19 protein-coding genes are annotated in these 19,598 nt (G+C 64.1%); 12 read left to right on the forward strand and 7 right to left on the reverse strand.

What is annotated here, in order from left to right; translation table 11 throughout:
* The first annotated feature begins 79 nt into the window (after positions 1-79).
* Positions 80-1,171 (forward strand): ABC transporter ATP-binding protein, encoded by a 1,092-nt coding sequence (locus JQ616_RS35550; RefSeq protein WP_212022833.1) that lies wholly within the window; start codon positions 80-82, stop codon positions 1,169-1,171.
* A gap of 24 nt (positions 1,172-1,195) precedes the next feature.
* Here the strand turns inward: JQ616_RS35550 and JQ616_RS35555 are convergent, their stop codons facing one another.
* A complete protein-coding gene (locus tag JQ616_RS35555) occupies positions 1,196-2,194 on the reverse strand; it encodes a helix-turn-helix transcriptional regulator (RefSeq protein ID WP_249137720.1) in 999 nt (332 codons plus the stop codon).
* 118 nt (positions 2,195-2,312) lie between these two features.
* Positions 2,313-2,597 carry a hypothetical protein gene (locus JQ616_RS35560; RefSeq protein ID WP_212022834.1) on the reverse strand — a complete coding sequence of 95 codons (285 nt, stop codon included), beginning with the start codon at positions 2,595-2,597 and terminating at the stop codon, positions 2,313-2,315.
* 157 nt (positions 2,598-2,754) lie between these two features.
* Between JQ616_RS35560 and JQ616_RS35565 the strand changes: the two genes are divergently transcribed.
* Together JQ616_RS35565 and JQ616_RS35570 are read left to right on the forward strand one after the other, a co-directional pair.
* Positions 2,755-3,051 carry a hypothetical protein gene (locus JQ616_RS35565; protein ID WP_249137722.1) on the forward strand — a complete coding sequence of 99 codons (297 nt, stop codon included), beginning with the start codon at positions 2,755-2,757 and terminating at the stop codon, positions 3,049-3,051.
* Between the two features lie 208 nt (positions 3,052-3,259).
* On the forward strand, positions 3,260-3,565 hold the full coding sequence (locus JQ616_RS35570; protein WP_249137724.1) for a BA14K family protein: 306 nt from the start codon (positions 3,260-3,262) through the stop codon (positions 3,563-3,565).
* 119 nt (positions 3,566-3,684) lie between these two features.
* On the opposite strand, the gene JQ616_RS35575 is transcribed toward JQ616_RS35570, so the two are convergent.
* A complete protein-coding gene (locus JQ616_RS35575) occupies positions 3,685-5,118 on the reverse strand; it encodes a helix-turn-helix domain-containing protein (RefSeq protein ID WP_212022837.1) in 1,434 nt (477 codons plus the stop codon).
* Positions 5,119-5,264: 146 nt separating this feature from the next.
* Here JQ616_RS35575 and JQ616_RS35580 point away from each other — a divergent pair, with 146 nt between their 5' ends.
* The 9 genes from JQ616_RS35580 to JQ616_RS35620 all read left to right on the forward strand — a co-directional run bounded on the left by JQ616_RS35580 (position 5,265) and on the right by JQ616_RS35620 (position 14,418).
* Positions 5,265-6,902, forward strand: a complete 1,638-nt coding sequence (locus JQ616_RS35580) for an isocitrate lyase (protein ID WP_212022838.1) — start codon at positions 5,265-5,267, stop codon at positions 6,900-6,902.
* Between the two features lie 223 nt (positions 6,903-7,125).
* The gene (locus tag JQ616_RS35585) at positions 7,126-8,004 is read left to right on the forward strand and encodes a helix-turn-helix domain-containing protein (protein ID WP_212022839.1); all 879 of its coding nucleotides are present in this window, start codon (positions 7,126-7,128) and stop codon (positions 8,002-8,004) included.
* Positions 8,005-8,166: 162 nt separating this feature from the next.
* On the forward strand, positions 8,167-9,057 hold the full coding sequence (locus JQ616_RS35590; protein WP_212022840.1) for a PhzF family phenazine biosynthesis protein: 891 nt from the start codon (positions 8,167-8,169) through the stop codon (positions 9,055-9,057).
* A gap of 32 nt (positions 9,058-9,089) precedes the next feature.
* Complete coding sequence (locus JQ616_RS35595; protein ID WP_212022841.1) at positions 9,090-9,836, forward strand: transporter substrate-binding domain-containing protein; 747 nt, start codon at positions 9,090-9,092, stop codon at positions 9,834-9,836.
* A gap of 5 nt (positions 9,837-9,841) precedes the next feature.
* Positions 9,842-10,498, forward strand: coding sequence for an ABC transporter permease subunit (locus tag JQ616_RS35600; RefSeq protein WP_212022842.1), 657 nt, complete (start codon positions 9,842-9,844; stop codon positions 10,496-10,498).
* A complete protein-coding gene (gene glnQ, locus JQ616_RS35605) occupies positions 10,495-11,223 on the forward strand; it encodes a glutamine ABC transporter ATP-binding protein GlnQ (protein WP_283812709.1) in 729 nt (242 codons plus the stop codon). The genes JQ616_RS35600 and glnQ overlap by 4 nt, the downstream gene beginning before the upstream one ends.
* Before the next feature lie 31 nt (positions 11,224-11,254).
* A complete protein-coding gene (locus tag JQ616_RS35610; protein ID WP_349630088.1) occupies positions 11,255-12,436 on the forward strand; it encodes a serine hydrolase domain-containing protein in 1,182 nt (393 codons plus the stop codon).
* 52 nt (positions 12,437-12,488) lie between these two features.
* Positions 12,489-13,019 carry a DUF4269 domain-containing protein gene (locus JQ616_RS35615; protein ID WP_212022843.1) on the forward strand — a complete coding sequence of 177 codons (531 nt, stop codon included), beginning with the start codon at positions 12,489-12,491 and terminating at the stop codon, positions 13,017-13,019.
* 211 nt (positions 13,020-13,230) lie between these two features.
* The gene (locus JQ616_RS35620; RefSeq protein ID WP_212022844.1) at positions 13,231-14,418 is read left to right on the forward strand and encodes a hypothetical protein; all 1,188 of its coding nucleotides are present in this window, start codon (positions 13,231-13,233) and stop codon (positions 14,416-14,418) included.
* 33 nt (positions 14,419-14,451) lie between these two features.
* Here JQ616_RS35620 and JQ616_RS35625 read toward each other — a convergent pair whose 3' ends face one another.
* The 4 genes from JQ616_RS35625 to JQ616_RS35640 all read right to left on the reverse strand — a co-directional run bounded on the left by JQ616_RS35625 (position 14,452) and on the right by JQ616_RS35640 (position 19,519).
* Positions 14,452-15,666 carry a PepSY-associated TM helix domain-containing protein gene (locus JQ616_RS35625; RefSeq protein ID WP_212022845.1) on the reverse strand — a complete coding sequence of 405 codons (1,215 nt, stop codon included), beginning with the start codon at positions 15,664-15,666 and terminating at the stop codon, positions 14,452-14,454.
* Positions 15,659-16,681 carry an extracellular solute-binding protein gene (locus tag JQ616_RS35630; RefSeq protein WP_212022846.1) on the reverse strand — a complete coding sequence of 341 codons (1,023 nt, stop codon included), beginning with the start codon at positions 16,679-16,681 and terminating at the stop codon, positions 15,659-15,661. The genes JQ616_RS35625 and JQ616_RS35630 overlap by 8 nt, the downstream gene beginning before the upstream one ends.
* 1 nt (position 16,682) lies before the next feature.
* Entirely contained in the window at positions 16,683-19,010 is a 2,328-nt protein-coding gene (locus JQ616_RS35635) for a TonB-dependent siderophore receptor (RefSeq protein ID WP_212022847.1), read from the reverse strand.
* Between the two features lie 275 nt (positions 19,011-19,285).
* A complete protein-coding gene (locus JQ616_RS35640) occupies positions 19,286-19,519 on the reverse strand; it encodes a hypothetical protein (RefSeq protein ID WP_212022848.1) in 234 nt (77 codons plus the stop codon).
* Positions 19,520-19,598 lie beyond the last annotated feature (79 nt).

Consider the following 19,598-nt stretch of genomic DNA (forward strand, 5'->3'; position numbering starts at 1 on the left):
CAACTGAGACATCCCGGATGATGCGCAAGTGTCATCCGGGGCTTTATCTACCGTCGACGAAGGGACGGAAAAGGATTCCATGGCGCACGTCGAGATCGAGAACGTCAGCAAGGCATATGGGCCCTACAAGATCATCGAGGGGCTCGATCTCAGCGTGGCCGACGAGGAATTTGTCGTGCTGGTCGGCCCGTCCGGCTGCGGCAAGACCACGACATTGCGCATGATCGCGGGGCTGGAGGCCGTCACCAGCGGAACCATCCGCATCGGCAACCGCGACGTGACGCAGCTGCGGCCGGGCCTGCGCAATTGCGCGATGGTGTTCCAGAACTACGCGCTCTATCCGCACATGACGGTCGGCGAGAACATCGGCTACGGCATGAAGGTGCGCGGCGAGCCGCGCGCCAGCATCGAGAAGGCCGTCAACGACGTGGCGCGCGTGCTTGATCTCGAGCAATACCTGCAGCGGAGGCCCAAGCAGCTGTCCGGCGGCCAGCGCCAGCGCGTGGCGATCGGCCGTGCCATCGTGCGCAGCCCTGATGTGTTCCTGTTCGATGAGCCGCTGTCCAATCTCGACGCCAAGCTGCGCATCGAGATGCGGACCGAGATCAAGGCGCTGCACCGCCGTCTCGCCAAGACCATCGTCTATGTCACGCATGATCAGGTCGAGGCCATGACGATGGCCGACCGCGTCGTGGTGATGAACAAGGGCCGGATCGAGCAGGCGGCCGATCCGATCACGATTTACGAGAAGCCCAGCAATCTCTTTGTCGCGGGCTTCATGGGCGCGCCCAGCATGAACTTCATCCACGGCGAGATCACAGCCCGCGACGGCGCGCTCACCTTCACCGAGCCGTCGGGCACGGCGTTGACCGTGCCGAAGTCGCGAGAGGCGGCCTATGCGGGCAGCGTCGGAAAGCCCGTGGTGCTCGGCGTACGGCCCGATCATGTGCTGCGCGAAGGCGCGCCGGCGGGCTCTTCCATCCGTATCCTTGTGAAGGACGTGGAGCCGCTCGGGCCGCACACGCTGGTGATCGGGACTGTCGGCGCATTCGCATTCACGGCGCAAATGCCGGTCGGCGTCGCCGCCGAGCCGGACCATGCGATCGACGTCGCGCTCGATCTCGAGCGGACGCATCTGTTCGACAAGGCGTCAGGGATGGCGATTTGCTGAGCGGCCTGCGCAACAGCTACGTGCCTAGCTGCTGAACCCTCGCACCCGCCGGACGGTATCGGACGGATACAGGCCAAAAGCCGAGCGGTACACCGCAGCGAAACGGCCCATATGGGTAAAACCCCACTTCAGGGCAACTTCGCTGACCGGAAGCATGTTCTCCGGTCGCGACAGCTCATCGTGGATTGCCTCGAGGCGAATCTGCCGCAAATAGGCGACCGGCGTGGTGTCGTGGATCTTGCGGAAACCCAATTGCAGGAGCCGGCTGCTGACACCAACCGTCGCGGCAATGTCCGATACCGTCAGCGGCAGATGAGGATTGGCCCGCATGTACTCGACCGCCCGCCGGACGTACCGCGGCGGTGTATCCAGCGGGTAGCGGTTCAAGCGGTCGGTCAGCCGGTGGGGGACGTTCTCGAGAATCAGCTGTATCGCAGCCTCGGACAGCAGCGCGCTGGCCTTTGGAGAGCGCGCCAGGGTCCCGTCATACAAACCGGTCGCGCTCGTGCGAACGAGCTGAAGAAGGGTCTGCCCGACGCCGGTCGACAAGTCGACAATTGGTGTCAGATTGAGATCTTCCAGGGCTGTGCTCCCGAACGTCGCGGACAGCACCTTCGTGACTGCGCCCGTATGCAAGGTCAGCGTGACGCTCGAGTATCGTCCGTCGACCGCTTCGACGCGCTGCGCTTGCATCGTCGGGAGGGGTACGATGGCGATCTCGGAGGCGGTTCTCTCGACGCTCTTTCCCGCAATGAGCGTCTCGGCCTTGCCGGCATTCAGCAGGCCTATTGCGAGCTCTCCAGCGGAGTCCTCGTATGAGTAGCGCCAATCCCAGCCAGCAGAAAGGTCCGCCCGTACGACATCAATTTCCGCTCCAATCGCAATATCCGCATGCCAGCGAAACGATTCGTCAGACTGCGGCGAAGAGTGGGGATTGATCCCGTGCGGTCTGAGCATTTCAACGAGATCTTCGAACGAAGACCCCGATCGTGTGGGGGGTGCAGCGAGTACGTCTTCGACCATCAGTCCTAACCAATTGCTGTGCGCGACATGACCCGATCAATCAGAATCGCGGTCCATCATTCAGGACGTCTGCCACACGCACAAACCGCACGATCACATTAGCACAGCCTTGGGGAATTCAGGTCGCGTTCTCTTTTTCTTCTCTCTCAGTATCCAATTTCCGAACAGAATATCCAGATTGCGAAAATCGAGCCGCCGCGAAAGGTAAGACTTGACCCAATTCGCTCGCCTCGATCGACGGCGATGCCGCGCCGATCATCACTCGCCGCGCCTTCGCTGACGTCACACCTGTTGCGGTGCTGACGTTCCGGAGTTCCAGCGAGCGTGACGTGTGAGTGACCGCTAGCCAAAATCCGAACGCGCCCATCCGGAATGCGATCACCTCCATGGACTCATAGCCCATTTGGCCTACATCGTCCCGACCAACTCAAACGGGTTATGAAAGCATGCTTACAAGGATTACTTGCGTATTCGCGCTCACGGTTCTTTCGTCCCTACCTGCGCTGGCGGATAGCTGCGCAGATCACGTCCAGGCCACCGGCGTTCCGATGGTTACGGGCATGACGCACAAGACCTGGATGATCTTCCCGTCGGTCAATCCCGGCGCTGCCCTCGACAAGGTGTCCCGTGCCGTTCTGGCGGAGGGTTTTGTCGGTGTGAACATCGACAAGAAACTCGGCACGATCACCACGCAGCAGGAGACCACCGGATCCGGGCGGCCGCAAACGTTGCAAGTCGTCGTCCGCAAGGACGGCAAGGGCAGCCGCGTCGATGCGACCTTCATCTTGCCGCCGGGACAGTTGGCTCCAGGTGTCGGCGATAACCTCTGCCGCGTCGTGAACGCAGCCGGCCAGTGAAATCCGCCCATCTGTAAAGCAAGACTGACGCGCGAATTGTAACCGGCCGCGCGTGTCTGGGTGTCGCCCGGTCTGAGACCGGGCGAGCCAACCATGTCGAGGGAATCGGGATGCAGCGCCGGCCTGCGCCCACAGCAATGAAGCAGGAGATATGATGCGTAGGGCTCGCTTTCTGAAAATCGTTTTGACGGCCACCACCGGCGTTATGATGTTTTCCGCCTCCGCGATCTCGGCTCCGCTCCAGCACGGCGCCGGTGTTGCGGCCGCGGTGCCGGCAGTGACCGAGAAGGTCTGGTGCCGTTACGGGAATTGCGATGGCGGCGCAGCCGTCGGCGGACTGGTCGGCGGCCTCATCGGCGGCGTCATCGCAGCCGGTGCGGCCAATGCTGCCGCGCAGCAGGAAGCTGCTGCCGCCCAGCAGCATGCGGCGTCTTGCGCTCAGCGCTATCGCTCATACGATGCTGCATCGAACACGTTCCAGGCAAAGGACGGCCGGCGGTATCCCTGCCAGTAAGTGATTGAGAAAGTCGTCGCGACTGGATCTGCTCTGGGGGCCGCGGTTTGACACCGTGGCCCCTTTGATTTGCCAGGTACGGATTTGCCAAGGCTCGCCGCGAATGCAGCCGCGCGGCGTCAGTCCGCCGAGAACCCGAACGGCACACTCGAGGTCCTGAAATCGTCGGGGAGAATCTCGCGTCCGATCGGAGGTGCCGACCGCGCCGCGCATCTGGGGCGATGGCAGACCCGGCAGGCGACGCCGATCGGCGTCGGCTCGTCTGCGTTCGGCCCCTGTCCATCGCGGGTGTAGATGAGCTGGCCGGCATGCTCGGCGGCGCAGCCGATCGCGATCGCGCGCTCGACGCGGATGGCGCCGAATGCGCCGCCGCCGGCGGTCACGGTGCGGGCGATCGAGAAGAACCGCTGACCGTCCGGCAATTCCAGCCATTGCGTGACGATCTGGCGCGGCGTCTTGAAGATATCGTGGACCGACCACAGCGGACAGGCGCCGCCGTGCTTGGCGAACGGAAATCCGGCGCCATCGAGCAGTTTGGAGATGTTGCCGGCCGGATCGACCCGGATCAGGAAGAACGGCACTTTCTCGAGGCCGGGCCGCTGCAAGGTGGTGACGCGGTGTGCGATCTGCTCGAAGCTGGTGCCGAATTGACGCGCCAGCGCCTCCAGATCGTAGCGCCGTGTCTCGACCGCTTTCGCAAACACCGAGTAGGGCATGATGAGTGCGGCCGCGGCGTAAGCTGCGAGCGCGCGGCGTGCGAGCAGCTCAGCGCTCTTGCTGGTGAACTTGCCGTCCTCCACCGCCGCGCTGATCTCGCCTTCCAGTTCCAGATAGGCGAGTTGCTTGGCGAGCTGGAAATTGAGACCTGCGGTATCGAGCGAGTCCTCGAGCAGCAATTGCCGGCGATGCAGGTCCAGCCGCCTGACCGAACCGAGCATGACGTTCGGCGGCAGATAGCGGACCTGGAGCTTGTGACGTTCGCGAAGCCGCTCGATGAATCCGGCCGGTCCCGCCGGTTCGTGGACGAGACGCTCGGCGGCATCGTCGAGGTTGACGAAATTGTTGCGGCGCGCGGCGAGAAATCGCCGGACCTCAGCAACGGGATCGTTGGCGTCGAAGTTCTCGCCCGGCAATGCAGCGCCGGCGAGGTCCGGCGCGCGCCGCTCCGCCAGCGCCAGCTGCTCTTCGCGATAGGCGGTGTAGAGGCGCAGGAAAGCCTCGGTCATCCCGGGATAACTGACCGCGAGGTCGCTGACCTCGAGCGCGGGGATATCGATGTCGGCAAACATCGGTTCCTTCAGCACCGACTGCATCCGCGCGGTGTGATCGGCGCCGCCGTCGCCGGCAAGATCGGCCAGATCGATCTTGTAGGTGCGGGCCAGGCGCAGCAGCATGTCCGCCGTCACCGGGCGTTGATTGCGTTCCAGCAGCGCGACATAGGGGGCCGAGATTTCGAGATCGGCGGCCATATCCGCCTGGGTCAGCCCGAGGTCGCGCCGCAGCCGGCGTAGCCGGGGGCCCATGAAAACGGAGCGGGCGCTTGAGGTTACCATCCGCCTAATCCATCGTTTGTAAGGTTCTTACAACAATACATCAGTTTCTTGTAAGTTATGACAAGTTTTCCGCGCCAGGTCTAGCTCCCTGCGCTGCCGCGGGTCACAAACGGTGCAGTTATTTCGTCACCGAAGGGATCACGGACATGAACTTCCAACCGCGCGGGATCAGCGACCGGGCCATCCAGGGACCGGCTTCGTATCAGAGCGAGATTGAGGCAGCCGAGGCGCTCCTCAAGAACAAGGACACCTGGAACGGCGTCTCCGCCGAAGCCGTGGCGCGCATGCGCCTGCAGAACCGCTTCAAGACCGGTCTGGATGTCGCCCGCTACACGGCTGCGCTGATGCGCGCCGACATGGCCGCCTATGATGCCGACAGCACCAAGTACACCCAGTCGCTCGGCTGCTGGCATGGTTTCATCGCCCAGCAGAAGCTGATCTCGGTCAAGAAGCACTTCGGCAATACCGACCGCCGCTATCTGTATCTCTCCGGCTGGATGATCGCGGCGCTGCGCTCCGAGTTCGGTCCGCTGCCGGATCAGTCGATGCACGAGAAGACCTCGGTGCCGGCGCTGATCGAAGAGCTCTACACCTTCCTGCGTCAGGCGGATTCGCGCGAGCTCAACGACATCTTCCGTGCGCTCGATGCGGCGCGCAAGGAAGGCGACAAGGCCAAGGAAAAGGCGTTGATCGAGAAGATCGACAACTTCCAGACCCACGTCGTGCCTGTGATCGCCGACATCGATGCCGGCTTCGGCAACGCCGAGGCGACCTATCTGCTCGCCAAGAAGATGATCGAGGCGGGCGCCTGCGCCCTGCAGATCGAGAACCAGGTCTCCGACGAGAAGCAGTGCGGCCATCAGGACGGCAAGGTCACCGTGCCGCATGAGGTGTTCATCGCGAAGATTCGCGCCTGCCGCCATGCGTTCCTCGAGCTCGGCGTCGAGGACGGCATCATCGTGACCCGCACCGACTCGCTCGGCGCCGGCCTGACCCAGCAGATCGCCGTCAGCCACAAGCCCGGCGACATCGGCGACCAGTACAACAGCTTCCTCGATTGCGAGGAAGTGACGGCTGCCAATGCGCGCAACGGCGACGTCATCATCAACCAGAACGGCAAGATGATGCGTCCGAAGCGCCTGCCCAGCAACCTCTACCAGTTCCGTCCCGGCACCGGTGCGGATCGCTGCGTGCTCGACTGCATCACCTCGCTGCAGAATGGCGCGGACCTGTTGTGGATCGAGACCGAGAAGCCGCATATCGAGCAGATCGCCTCGATGGTCGATCGCATCCGCAAGGTCATCCCGAACGCCAAGCTCGCCTACAACAACTCGCCGTCGTTCAACTGGACCCTCAATTTCCGTTGGCAGGTCTACGACGCGATGAAGGAAGCGGGCCAGGATGTCAGCAAGTACAACCGCGCCGAGCTGATGAAGGTGGAGTATGACGAGACGCCGCTGGCGAAGGAAGCCGACGAGCGGATCCGGACCTTCCAGGCGGATTCGGCCAAGCGCGCCGGCATTTTCCATCACCTGATCACGCTGCCGACCTATCACACGGCTGCGCTGTCGACCGACAATCTCGCACGCGAGTATTTCGGCGAGCAGGGCATGCTCGGCTACGTCAAGAACGTCCAGCGCGCGGAAATCCGTCAGGGCATCGCTTGCGCGAAGCATCAGAACATGGCGGGCTCCGACATCGGCGACGATCACAAGGAGTACTTCGCCGGTGAGGCCGCCCTCAAGGCGGGCGGCGTCCACAACACGATGAACCAGTTCGGCTAATCGAACGCATCATTCGGACTATCGGCTGGACGGGCTGGCTTGCGAGCAGCCACCTGTCCGCCGGGTTGACGGGGCGATTATCGACCGTGGTGACGCGGTCGAAATCGCCCCGCAACTTTTTGCAGCTCCCGCGGCCATTGCGGCGACACACGGCTGTCAAATAGGAGATTGCCTCCTCAACCGTACCGGACGTATGTTTCCCAGGGAAACCACCGGTATCTTCATGCTGCGGTCGTTTGAGCAATTGGGACATCCTGCCGATCGCGCCTCGCTGGTCGCTGCCGACGAGGAGCGGCTTGCGATTCGCGGGAGCGGTGCCGGCTATGCCAAGCCCTGGCACTGGCACGACTGCCTGATGTTCATTCTGCCGAGCCAGGGCGTCGTCGAGCTCAGGCATGAAGACCGCCGCGAGGGGCTGTGGCTCTCGCAGGATCGCTTTGCGATCGTTCCGGCCAACCGCGCCCATGAAACACGCTCGGGTGTCGGAGCGCATCACCATCTTGCATTGTATGTGACTGATGACGCCTTGCGCCGGCTTGATGAGAATTTCGGCTCGCTGCGCGAGTTTCGCAGGCGGACCCGGGCGACCATGGTGCTGCCACGCAGTCCGGCAATTCGCGCGCTGCAGGACCTGTCGATGCGGCACGACGTCGGACCTTACGGAGACCGTGCCATCAGGCAGAATCTCGCATCGGCGCTCGTGCTGCAATGTGTTGCTGAGGCGGCGGCGAGCCAGCCGTTGCCGGACGCGTCGCGGCGCGAGCACGGCAGTGCGCTGGTCACCGACATCAAGGCCTTCGTCATGCTTCATGCTGCCGAAGACATTCCGCTCGACCGGCTCGGCGATCGTTTCGGTGTTTCCAGGCGGCATGTGACGCGCCTGTTCCGGCAGGAAACCGGCCAGTCGATCGGGGAATTCCAGCTACACGCGCGGCTCGAAAGAGCCGTAGCGTTGCTTTCAGGGACGGACCTGCCCGTCACCGAGATTGCGTTCCGGGTCGGCTTCGAAAGCGGCGCGGCGTTCGCGCGCGCCATGAAGCGGGTCAGCGGCCGCAATCCCCTCGACGTTCGCCACGGCGTGGCCCGCTCGATCAAGCAATAGGGCCCGGCGGGCCGCGCGCGCCGCCATCGGGACGCATACCCTCATCAGATAACCCGTTCGTCGGCTGAGCCCAGCCGAACGGCTGCACGTTGGCGCAGGATTGCGCGCCAGTGCGTCCGCCAGACGCAGCGGGGAGCTTTGCAAGAGCGGGATCGCGTCGACATGCCTGGGAATAACGAAGTTCAGCTCGTGAGCGTGTTTGCTGCTGGTACGGGCGGTGGCAACCCGGCTCCCATCGTCATTGATGCCGACGGGATGACCGGGACGCAGATGCAGGAAGTCGCGCGCGCCTATGGGCATGAGAGCGGCTTCGTCGTCCCCGCTCAGGCCGGTTCGGGTTGCGACTTCGAATTCCGCTTCTTCGTGCCCAATCACGAGATGTCGATGTGCGGGCATGCCACGATCGGTGCGCTGTGGCTGCTGCACCAGGCGGGGCGGTTGCCGGGCGACCGGGCCACCATCCAGACCAAGAGCGGCAGGGTCGAGGCCCGGATCGACGACAAAGCCGGCGACGGCGTTGCGATCGAGATCTCTCAGCCGGCGGGAACGGCGGAGCCATTGTCCGATCAAAGCCGTGCCGCCATCCTTGATGTGCTTGGCATCAACGTCCGGCAGCTGAGCCCGTACCCTATCCGAAACGCCTGCACCGCGCGGGTCAAGACGCTCATTCCGCTCGCCAGCGTCTCGATGCTGAATAATTTGCAGCCGTACTTCGATCGGATCGAGGCGCTCTGCGAGAGCATCGGCTCGACCGGCCTCTATCCTTACGCGCCATCGGACGCCGATCCCCGGATTTTCGAGGCGCGCCAGTTCCCCAAATCGTCCGGCTATCCCGAAGATGCGGCCACCGGCATTGCCGGCGCCGCGCTCGCCTTCGGGCTGCTCGCCAATGGCGAGGTGCAGCCGACCAGCGATCCGATCTTCGTGCGCCAGGGCATCGCCATGGGCCGCCCCTCGATCATGTCGGTTCGCTTCCAGCTTGAAGGTGGTCGCCCGACCGGCTGCTGGCTTGGTGGTGCGGTTCGCTACGAAGACGCGGAGCACGCGCAATGAACGGGCATTGTTTTATCGACAGGGGAACTCAGATGAATCGTCGCAAGATTCTGCAACTGGCGCTGCTGTCCGCGCCGGCGCTTGTGCTGTCGCGCCGGGCCTTCGCCGACGACGCCGAGCTCATCGTCGGCGCCAATGTCGGCGGGCCGCCCTTCGCCTTCAAGCAAGGTGACGCCTATACCGGTTTCGATGTCGAGATCTGGGCCGAGGTTGCCAAGGGGCTCAATCGCAAATGGCGCTTGCAACCGATGGAATTCGGCGCGCTGATCCCCGCGCTGCAGACCCGGAACATCGACGCGGTCGTGTCCCAGCTCTTCATCAAGCCGGCGCGCCAGAAGGTGATCGACTTCTCCGATCCCTATTACAACAGCGGTCTGGTCGCTGTGACGCGGGTCGACAATGCCGCGATCAAGACGCCGGACGATCTGACCGGGAAGACCATCGGCACCGAGACCGGTACGATCGCGGTCGACTACATCAAGGAGCATGTCAAGGACGCGACGCTGGCGCAGCTGCCGAGCATCAACAACGCCCTGCTGGCGCTGGAAGCCGGCCGGACCGACGCCGTGATCTACGACACGCCGTTGCTGATGTACTACGCGAAGACGGCCGGCAAGGGGAAAGTCAAGGTGATCCTGCCGACGCTGGTCGGCCAGGACGTCGGCATCGGCTTTCAGAAGGGAAGCCCGCTGGTTGCGCCCGCCAATGCGCAGATCGCCGCCATGAAGGCCGATGGGCGCTATCAGGCGCTGACTGCCAAATGGTTCGGATCGGACTAGCCGGCGTGACCTTCGATTTCTCAGCCGTCGTCTCGGCATTCCCCGACCTGATGCAGGGATTGCAGCTTACGCTGATCATCGCGCTCGTCGGCCTGATCGGCGGGACGATCGTCGGCGTCCTCACCGCGGTTGCCCTGACTTATGGCGGGCTGGCGGTAGTGACCCCCGCCCAGCTCTATGTCGCGTTGATCCGCGGTACGCCGATCGTGGTGCAGGTGATGTTCATCTACTTCGCGATGCCGATCCTGGCGGGTGTCAGGATCAGCGCGACCAGTGCTGCGATCATCACGCTGATCGTCAACTCCGGCGCCTACATCGCCGAGATCGTCCGCGGCGCGCTCGAAAGCGTGCCGAAGGGATTGCAGGAAGTCGGCCTGTCGATGGGCTTGTCGCTGCCCGCGGTGCTTGCCTATGTCGTGGCGCCGATCGCATTCCGGCGGGCGCTGCCGGCGATGGGCAACCAGCTGGTCAACGTCGTCAAGGAAACCTCGATCTTCCTCGTCATCGGTGTCGGCGAGCTGACGCGGCGCGGCCAAGAGATCATGGCGGAGAACTTCCGGGCGGTGGAGATCTGGACCGCGGTGGGCGCGATCTACCTGGTCGTGATCCTTGCCTTGACCGTCAGCCTGCGTCTGCTCGAACGTCGGGTGCGCATCCCATGAGCATGGTCGAATTCAAGGGCACCACCAAGCAGTTCGGGCCGCACCTCGTGCTGAAGCCGATTGATCTTGCGATCGAGCGCGGCGAGGTCGCCGTCGTGATCGGTCCCTCGGGATCGGGCAAGTCGACGATGCTCCGCTGCATCAACGTGCTCGAGAAGATCAGCGGCGGCGATCTCAGGGTCGACAATATCAGTGTGCTCGGCTCCGCGCAGGATGTCCGGCAGATCAGGCTGGAAGCCGGCATGGTGTTCCAGCAATTCAACCTGTTTCCCAACCTGACCGCGGTCGAGAATGTCATGTTCGGGCCGGTCCGTGCCCGCGGGCAATCCAGGTCGGAGGCGCGCGACATCGCGACCGCGCTGCTGCAGAAGGTCGGCCTCGCCGAGCGCATGCATCACTATCCCTCGCAACTGTCGGGCGGCCAGCAGCAACGCGTCGCGATCGCCCGCGCGCTCGCGGTGCAGCCGAAACTCCTGCTGTTCGATGAGCCGACATCGGCGCTCGATCCGGAATTGCGCCAGGAAGTGCTCAAGGTCATGCAGGCACTTGCAGGCGAGGGGATGACGATGGTCGTCGTCACCCACGAGATCGGTTTCGCGCAGCGGGTCGGCTCGCGGCTGCTGTTCATGGATGGCGGCAGCATCGTTCACGACGGCAATCCGGTGGAGCTGCTGTTGTCGCCGCCAAGCGAACGGTTCCGCGATTTCCTGCAACACGTTCATTAGCCGCCGGCCCTGAACGGAGCTCATAGTCCTGATGTCAGCATCGATCTTCGAAAGCACCCATGGATTTCCCCGGGCAAGCGTAAGTCTCGCCAATTGGCGGAGCGCGCCGTGGAATGTCTGGGCGTTCCGTCACGTGCCGGAGCTGATCCCGACGGCGCGCATCGCGTCCGCGTCCACCGCGCCGGAAGGCGCTCTGGCCGATCCGTCGCCGCTGCTGCGCGAAACCCTGCTGTTCGGCGACCGGCGCCTTGGCGTCGCTGAGGTGTTGCGCGAAACCTTCACCGATGCGCTGGTGGTCATGAAATCCGGCCGCTTCGTCGCCGACTTTCATGCCCCGCATTTCACCTCGAAGAGCCGGCATATCCTGTTCTCGGCCAGCAAGTCGGTGGCCGGCCTGCTGGCCGGCATCCTCGTGGGTGAGGGAAGGCTCGATCCCGCGCGACCGGTGACGGATTATGTGCCGGAGCTTGCCGCATCCGCATTCGGCGATGCTTCGGTCCGGCACGTCCTCGACATGCAGACCTGCCTTTCGTTCACCGAGGACTATTCCGATCCCAACGGCAGCTTCGCGCGCTACCGGCGCGCCGGGATGCTGGATCCACCGCTCGCCGGCGAGCCGCCGGAAACCGTCATCGGCTTTCTCGCCTCGCTCAGGAAGGGCGAAGGAGAACATGGCGAGCGGTTCACCTATAGCTCTCCCAACTCTGATGTGCTCGGGCTCATCGTCGAGCGCGCATCAGGCCAGCGCTATCCGGACTTGCTCACTGAAAAACTCTGGGAGCCCTTGCAGGCCCGGACGGACGCCGCCATCACCGTCGATGCCGAGGGCACCGCGCGGGCCGGCGGCGGGCTATCCATGAGCCCGCGCGATCTCGCGAGGATCGGGGAGATGGTACGTTGCGGCGGCAGCGTCGATGGTCGCCGCATCGTGCCGGAGCACTGGATTCGTGATACGGCTTGCGGCGGAGATGGGGCGTTGCAAGGCGGCACCTTTGCCAGCGTCCTGCCGGACGGGAGATATCGCAATCAATGGTATCAGGTCGGCGACGGAACCGGATCACTGTTCGCGGTCGGCATTCACGGCCAATGGCTCTATGTGAATCCCGCGGCGGAGATCGTGATCGCCAAATTCTCGTCGCAACCGGACGCGTCCGACGATCCGGTTCGGCGCTTGAACGTCGCGCTGTTCAGGGCGATTCCGGCTCTCATGTGATATTTGCGCCGGCGGCGGCCGAGGCCCGCGCCGCGACACGGCGGCCCGCGCGATGAGTGCTGCCGATTATGCATCCGCCGTCACCAGCTCCGCCGTGATGGAGCGGCTCGCGCCGTTCGATCCGCGTGTCGTCGGAACGCTGCCGCTCGATCTTGCGGTGCCTGGCAGCGACATCGACATCGTCTGCCATGCGCCTGATACGAACGCTTTCGCTGATATCGTTTGGGCTCATTATCGATCGGCCGATGATTTCGCGCTCTACAGATGGATCTCGGAAACGCGTCCGGCGATTGCGCGCTTTGTCTTGAACGGCTGGCCGTTCGAACTGTTCGGCGATCAGCGTCCGGTGGACCAGCAGCCGGGCTGGATCCATTTCGAGGTCGAGCGGCGGCTGCTTGCGCTCGATGACGGACGGCTGCGGCGCGCCGTCGGCAGATTGAGGGCAGGCGGCGTCAAGACCGAGCCCGCATTCGCCGCTGTGCTCGGGATCACCGGAGATCCCTACCGCGCATTGCTCGAGCTTGCCGCTGAAACGGACGCCGTGTTGCGCACCCGGATTGCGGCCCTCGCAGGTTCCATTTGATGTGATGAAAATACGTCACGCGAAACCCGCAGGTTGTGGCTCGCGTGAGATGCGCTCCGCCTCATTTTCTCCTTGGCGTCACTGAATAGTCCGTGCCTCGCCCAAATGCTGGCGAGCCTACGAAGAAATTGACGTGCGCAAACTCATCGATCGGGAGTTCCCCATTCCCGATTCCGCGCGCGACACAAGAAAATCAAGGAGTCGTCTCTCCATGTCTTTCAAGCAATGCACGCTTTGGTCTGTTCCCGTCTTGATTTGTCTCGGTGCGTCCGCAGTGCAGGCGCAGACCACGGTTACCCCGAATCCCGATGCACCGGCGGCGCTAGCCAATGCCAACATGCCGGACGCCTGCAAGCTGCTGACGCAGGGTGACCTCGAAGCCTTGTTCCCGGGCCGCCCGGTTGCAAGCAAAGGCGGGACTCTGAGCCCGGTCTATAAGGGTCCGCAGTACAATCAGAGCTGCATGTATACGGTCAAGGTGCCGAGCCCGACATCGAAATCCGAGCTGACCAAATTCACCACCATCACCATCGTGCAATCGGGCGAGCCGATCGACGGTCTGCGAGGCTCGACGGCGACCTTCGCCAACATGCGCTCGACCCGCGAGAGGCTGACGCAGGATCCGAAGCTGAACCTGAAGCTGGAGCCACTGTCCGGGATCGGCGATGAAGCTTTCGTGGAGACGTCGCCGTCGACCGTCACGGTTCGGGTACGCAAGGCGGATCTGATCTATGTCGTCAATCTCGACATCTACTCGCCGCAGACCCAGCCGAATGTCGTCGCGCTCGCGACGCAGGCGGCCAAGCGCTGGAAGCCGGGCGTGGGCATGGTCGAGGCCGCTACGCCGATTGCCGCCAACGGCAGCGTCGATATCCCCGAGGACACCCGCGCCTCGTCGGCGGCGCCCGCGGACCAGTGGCCCGATGCCTGTGCGCTGCTGTCGCCCGAGGATGTCAGCGCGAATTTCGGCGACATGAAGATCGATCCGCCGCGCAAGACGATGGCGCAGCTCAAGCTGGAATCCCGTATCGACAAGGTCGAAACCCTGCCGAAGCCGATCCGTTGCGTCTACTCGACCAGCCGGACGGACATCGTCAATGGCGAGAAGCGCTTTGCGGTGTATGACGCCAGCCTGATCATCTCCAACATGGCAGCGAACGACGAGCTGTCGAAGAAGTTCTATCAGATCGCGCGCAAGACCGGCGATGCCGACACCGATGTCCCCGGACTTGGCGATGAAGCCAGCATCAGCAAGATGAACTCGATTGTGATCAGGAAAGGACGGCTCGTGGTCGAGGTGCGGGTCAGCGGCGGTGACCGCGATCGCCAGCTGTATGACGACGCCACACGGCGCGTGAACGCGCTGGCCAAGCTGGTCGCCGCCAAGCTGCAGCCCTGATTGCGCAGATAGCGCGTGTTCCGGGCGGACGATCTATTCGCCCGGAACCAGGCTTGCGACCGGCGGCGCGGCGAGGCGGCGATGCCTGCGGCGGGACAGATAGAGCAGCAGGCCGGTCACGGCGAACAGCGGCATCATCGCGGCCGCCAGCATGAAGGCGAGTTTGCCGGGCCACCCCAGGATGGCGCCGCGGTGGATGTCGAGCACGCTGGCCAGCACCCGCTCGCCGAATGTCTTGTCGGCGTAGCGATCCGAGGAGATGACGCGCCCGGTGACGGCATCGATGCGGAATTCGTCGCGTACGCTCTCGAGCGACGAATCCCGCGGCCACGACCGCACCCGCACCGCCGTGCCCGCGCCGGCCGGCAGGGTCAGCAGAGCCCGTCCGTAATCGTTATTCTCCTGCTGCAGGAACGCTGACCAGACGTGATCGAACACGAGCGGTTTTGCCTCGGTCTTCGCCTCCGCCCTGGCTTCCCCCTTGCCGTCGGCAGCCGCCGCGCCGCGTGGTGATTTCGGTTGCATCGCTGCGGCTGTGGCCTGAGGCCGCGCCAACAGCCAGTTGGCGCCGGCCTTGTACCATTCGAACGAGTACCACAGCCCGGTCAGCGTCATCACCAGATAGACCGGCAGCACCCAGGTGCCGATCACGGCATGCAGCGAGCGGTGCAGGCCACGCCCGCGCAGGCCGAGATTGGGCTTCAGCCACATCTTCACGCTGCGCGCGCGGTGCGGCCAGCGCAGCACGAGGCCTGATATCAGCATCACGATCAGGCAGATCGCGGCGGTACCCGTGATCTTGCGGCCGAGACCATTGCCGTCGCCCGGCAGCAGCAGCCAGCGGTGCAGCTTGCGGACGGTGGCGAAGAAGTCCTCAGCCCGCGGCGAACCGAGCACGTGTCCGTTGTAGGGGTCGACATAGACCGAGGACGGCCGCGCGCCGCCGTCGCTGCGGGCAAAGCGGATGCGGGCTGCGGCCGATGGATCGCTGGACATGGTGACGGCCGAAACCTTGCCGAAACCGCCGGCCGCTTGCAGCCGCGCGACCAGTTCGTCCGGCGTGAGCCGCCGGGTGGCGCTGGCGTCGACATGCATCATCTGGCTGTTCAGGCTGGCCTCGATCTCATCCTCAAAGGCCATGGTCGCGCCGGTGAGCCCGACCACGGCCCAGAGCAGGGCCAGCACAAGACCAATGACGGAATGGACCTGCAACAGTGCGGCCTTGATCGGGCGCCGGACATCACTCATCGAATCCGGCCTTTCGGATCAAGGCGATTGCGGCCACTTGATGCGCGGCAATCTCGTCGACAGGCAGATCATCGGCGGAGAACGATCCGATCCCCTCGACGATCGGCGGCTGCTTTGCCGTCGGATGCAGGGGATATTCCAGCTCAGCGGCTGCAAAGATTGTCTGCGCCTCGGGCGTGACGAGGAATTCCAGGAAGTCGCGCGCGGCAGCCGGATGCGGTGCGTGCCGGGCGATCGCCGCGCCGGTCAGATTGACGTGACTGCCGCCCCCCGCGAACGCGGTCGGCACGGCTTTCACGGCGTCCGCCCACGCGCGCCAATCACTGCTTTCACGGCCGTCGCGGAGCTGGGCGAGCGCGACCGTGTTGCCGATGCCGATGGCGCAGCGACCTTCGGCGATCTGGCGGACCACGTCGTTGTCCTTGCCGGCCGGCTTGTGGGCGAGATTGGCCTTCAACCCGGCGAGCCAGGTCTCCGTTGCTTCTGCCCCGTGATGCGCAAGATAGGCTGCGATCAGCGCGACATTGTTCTGGTGCGCGGCCGGCCGCATGCACAATTTTCCGCGCCATTTGGGATCGGCGAGGTCTTCATAGGTGATTGTGGTGAGGGCATCGTCCTTGCGTGCAAACAGCACGCGTGGACGGATGGCGAGCGCGATCCACTGGCCGTCCTTGCCGCGCAAGTTCACGGGCACCGTCTGCTCAAGCGTGGGCGATGCAAGCGCCTGCGTCAGCCCGCGCGCAGCAAGCTGCGTTGTCTTGTCGAGACCGATGGTGAGCAGGACATCCGCGGGCGAATTGTCGCCTTCCGATGTCAGGCGATTGACCAGGCTGTCTTCGATGAAGACGGTCTTGACCTTGGTGCCGCGCGCGGCCGTGAAGGCCGAGATGACAGGCTCGACCAGATTGGCTTCCCGGGTCGAATACAGCGTGAGTTCGTCGGCGCGGACGGCGGCGGCGAGCGCGGTCGTGGCCAGGACGGCTAGCAGTCCGATCGCTGTCCTACCTGCGCGCATGCTAGAATTTCACCGTCGCCGAGAGCGAGAAGCGCCGCGCATCGCCCATCGCCACGGCCAGATTGCTGACGGCTGAGGGGTAGTAGACGGTGTCGAACAGGTTCTTGACGTTGAACTGGTAGATCACCGGGAAGGTCTGGACCTTGGTCTCGTAGGTCGCAAACACATCCGCGACGGTATAGGCCGGCAGCACGAAGCTGTTCGCGGCATCGCCGGGCCGGTCGCCGACATAGCGCGCACCGCCGCCGAGACGCAGCCGGCCGGGCAAGGTGGTGCCGAAATCGTAGACCAGATAGAGCGATGCGGTGTTGAGCGCGACGTTCTGCAAGGCGTTGCCGGCGAACGTCGGATCCTCGATGACGCGCGCATCGGTGTAGGCATAGCTGCCGATCATGCTCCAGCTGTCGGTCAGCCTGCCGGTGACGTCGAGCTCGACGCCGCGCGAGCGAACCTTGCCGGCGGTGCGGTACTCCACGATGCCGGTCGAGGCGTTGAGCTGCGAGACCAGGACGTTCTTCTTGTCGATGTCGTAAAGCGCAAGCGTGCCGGAGATCCGCTTGTTGAAGTCGAACTTGACGCCGGTCTCCCACTGGGTGCCTTCTTCGGGCGCGATGTTGGAGCCGATCACGACACCGCCGGTGAGCGGCGCGATGGTCGAGGTCGGCTTCAGCGACTGCGTGTAGCTCGCATACAGCGAGACCTCGTCGGTGAGCTTGAGGATCGCGCCGCCGAGCGGAAGAACCTTGTCCCCAGACACGTTGGTGTTGGTGATGAACGGCTTGCCTCTGCCGGCGATCTGGTCGTAGTCCATGTAGCGCACGCCGCCGACCAGCGCGAAGCGCTCGGTCAGATGCAGCGTGTCCTGGAAGAACAGCGACCACTGGCCGAGCTTGTCGGTCTGGGCGCTGTCGGTGGCGGAGACCGTGGTGCCCGGCGAGACCAGGCCGTAGATCGGATTGTAGAAGTTGAAGCTCGGCGTCGCCTGCCGGATCAGATTGTCGCGGTAGATCGTGCGGTACTGGCCGTCGCCGCCGAACAGCACCTCGTTGCGGAAGCCGCCGAGCCAGACATTGCCCTGCAGATAGGAGGTGCCATAGCTCGCATTGCTCAGCGAACCCTGCGTGCCGTCATTGCTGCGGGTCTCGACGCCGGTCTTGGTGTTGATGCCGGTGATGCGGAGCTGGTTGGCGCTGAAGGTCTCGGTGTTGTAGCTGTAGGCCGCGAACAGCTTCCAGTCCTGATTCAGCCGGTGCTCGACCGAGGCCTGCATCAGGTCCGAGGTTCCCCACACGTTGTTGAAGGGCTCGTCGAGCCGGCGTGTCGCGGGAATCGCAAGCGGTGCATTGTTGACGAACGCGGTGCCGCGGTCGAACGGCGTTATGAATTCGCGATGCTCATAGTTGAGCTGGACGGTGGTGTTGTCGCCGTACCAGGCCAGTGACGGCGCGACCAGCATCTCGCGATGCCGTCCGAAATTGCGCCAGTAATCCTCACTGACGCCATAGCCGATGAAGCGGTAGGCGAGGCCGCCATCGCCGATCGGGCCGGTGATGTCGATGGTGCCGTCGGCGCCGTTCTTGTTGTTGGCGTAGGTCGAGCCGAGCAGCGTCACCGAGCCGTGCTGGTAGAGCTCGGGGCGCTTGCTGATCGTGTTGACGATGCCGCCGGGATCCATGATGCCGTAGAGCAGCGACGCCGGGCCTTTCAGCACCTCGACGCTCTCGACCGCCGCGTTGAGGCTGCGGCCCTGCACCAGCGGCATGCCGTTGCGCATGATCGAGCCGTCGCGGTTGTCGCCGAAGCCGCGGCGCATCACGGCGTCCTGGGTGCCGGCCAGCGTGTTGCCCTGGGTGACGCCGCTGACATTGGCCAGCGCGTCATCGAGATTGCGCGGCAGCTGATCCTTCAACACCTGCTCGGGTACGACGTTGACGGTCTGCGCGGTGTCGAGCGGCGAGGCGCCGCTGCGCAAGGTGGTCGAGCTCGGCATTGCGCGATAATGGAGCTTGGCTTCGTTCAGGACCGCGGCGCTAGCTGCCGCGCGCTGCGATGGGGTCGGTGGTGTTGGTTGGGCATTGCGGGCGCGCTGCCGTGCCGCGGCGGCCGCCTGCGTTCGCTGCGCCGACCTTGCCGAATTGGCGACCGGTTTGCGCTTCTGCGTCGGTTGCTCGACCGTGACCGGCGGCAACGGGACGCTCGATTGGGCGCTTGCCGGGGTCGCCGCGGAGGAGACGTCGGCGAGCAGGAATGCTGCACCGATCAGCAGGTGGGTGCGGCCCTTGTCGGCGGCATTTAGACGGTCGCCGACAATGCGACGATCAGCATTCACAGGCACTCTTGGACTTCCGATTCACGCGAACTCGTTCACGCCGGGCCTCTAGCAGTCGGCGCACGCGAAAAGAACCGGAGCAGACTTGAATCTCTCTAACCGAACTGGATTTGAATCGTTCTAAGACGCAGCAGGGCTCGCGTGTGCGCGCGAGCCCTGCACCTCATGACTTGATTGTCGCGTCACCGCGTCAAATGGTCGCGCGATGGCTTGAGATTGCGGTCGTCGTCCTGTCACGCCTCAAGCATTGTGTACGCCGCGTGGCGCGATGCGCCTCACGACATCGCCAGGCTGACCGGTGCCTTGCCGACAACTCCCGTGCTGACGCCGTCACGTGCCATCGATTCGATCTCGCCCCAGTTCTCGCGAAAGATCCGCGCCGCCTCGTTAGCGCTCTCTGCCTGGATCGTCAGACTGCACGCGCGTCGCGCGCCATTGCTGGCAAGCTGGAAGTAAAGGACATAGCCGGATGAGTCCGCATTCCGTGCGGCCAACGGTGCCTGCTGCATGTAGGTTTTCCCCAATAGTGTTTTTGTTGCGCCACCCGCGGGCAGGATTTGACAGAGATGCGGCACAGTCGTGATTCAA

The organism is Bradyrhizobium tropiciagri, assembly GCF_018130545.1.
Classification (GTDB): Bacteria; Pseudomonadota; Alphaproteobacteria; order Rhizobiales; family Xanthobacteraceae; genus Bradyrhizobium; species Bradyrhizobium tropiciagri_A.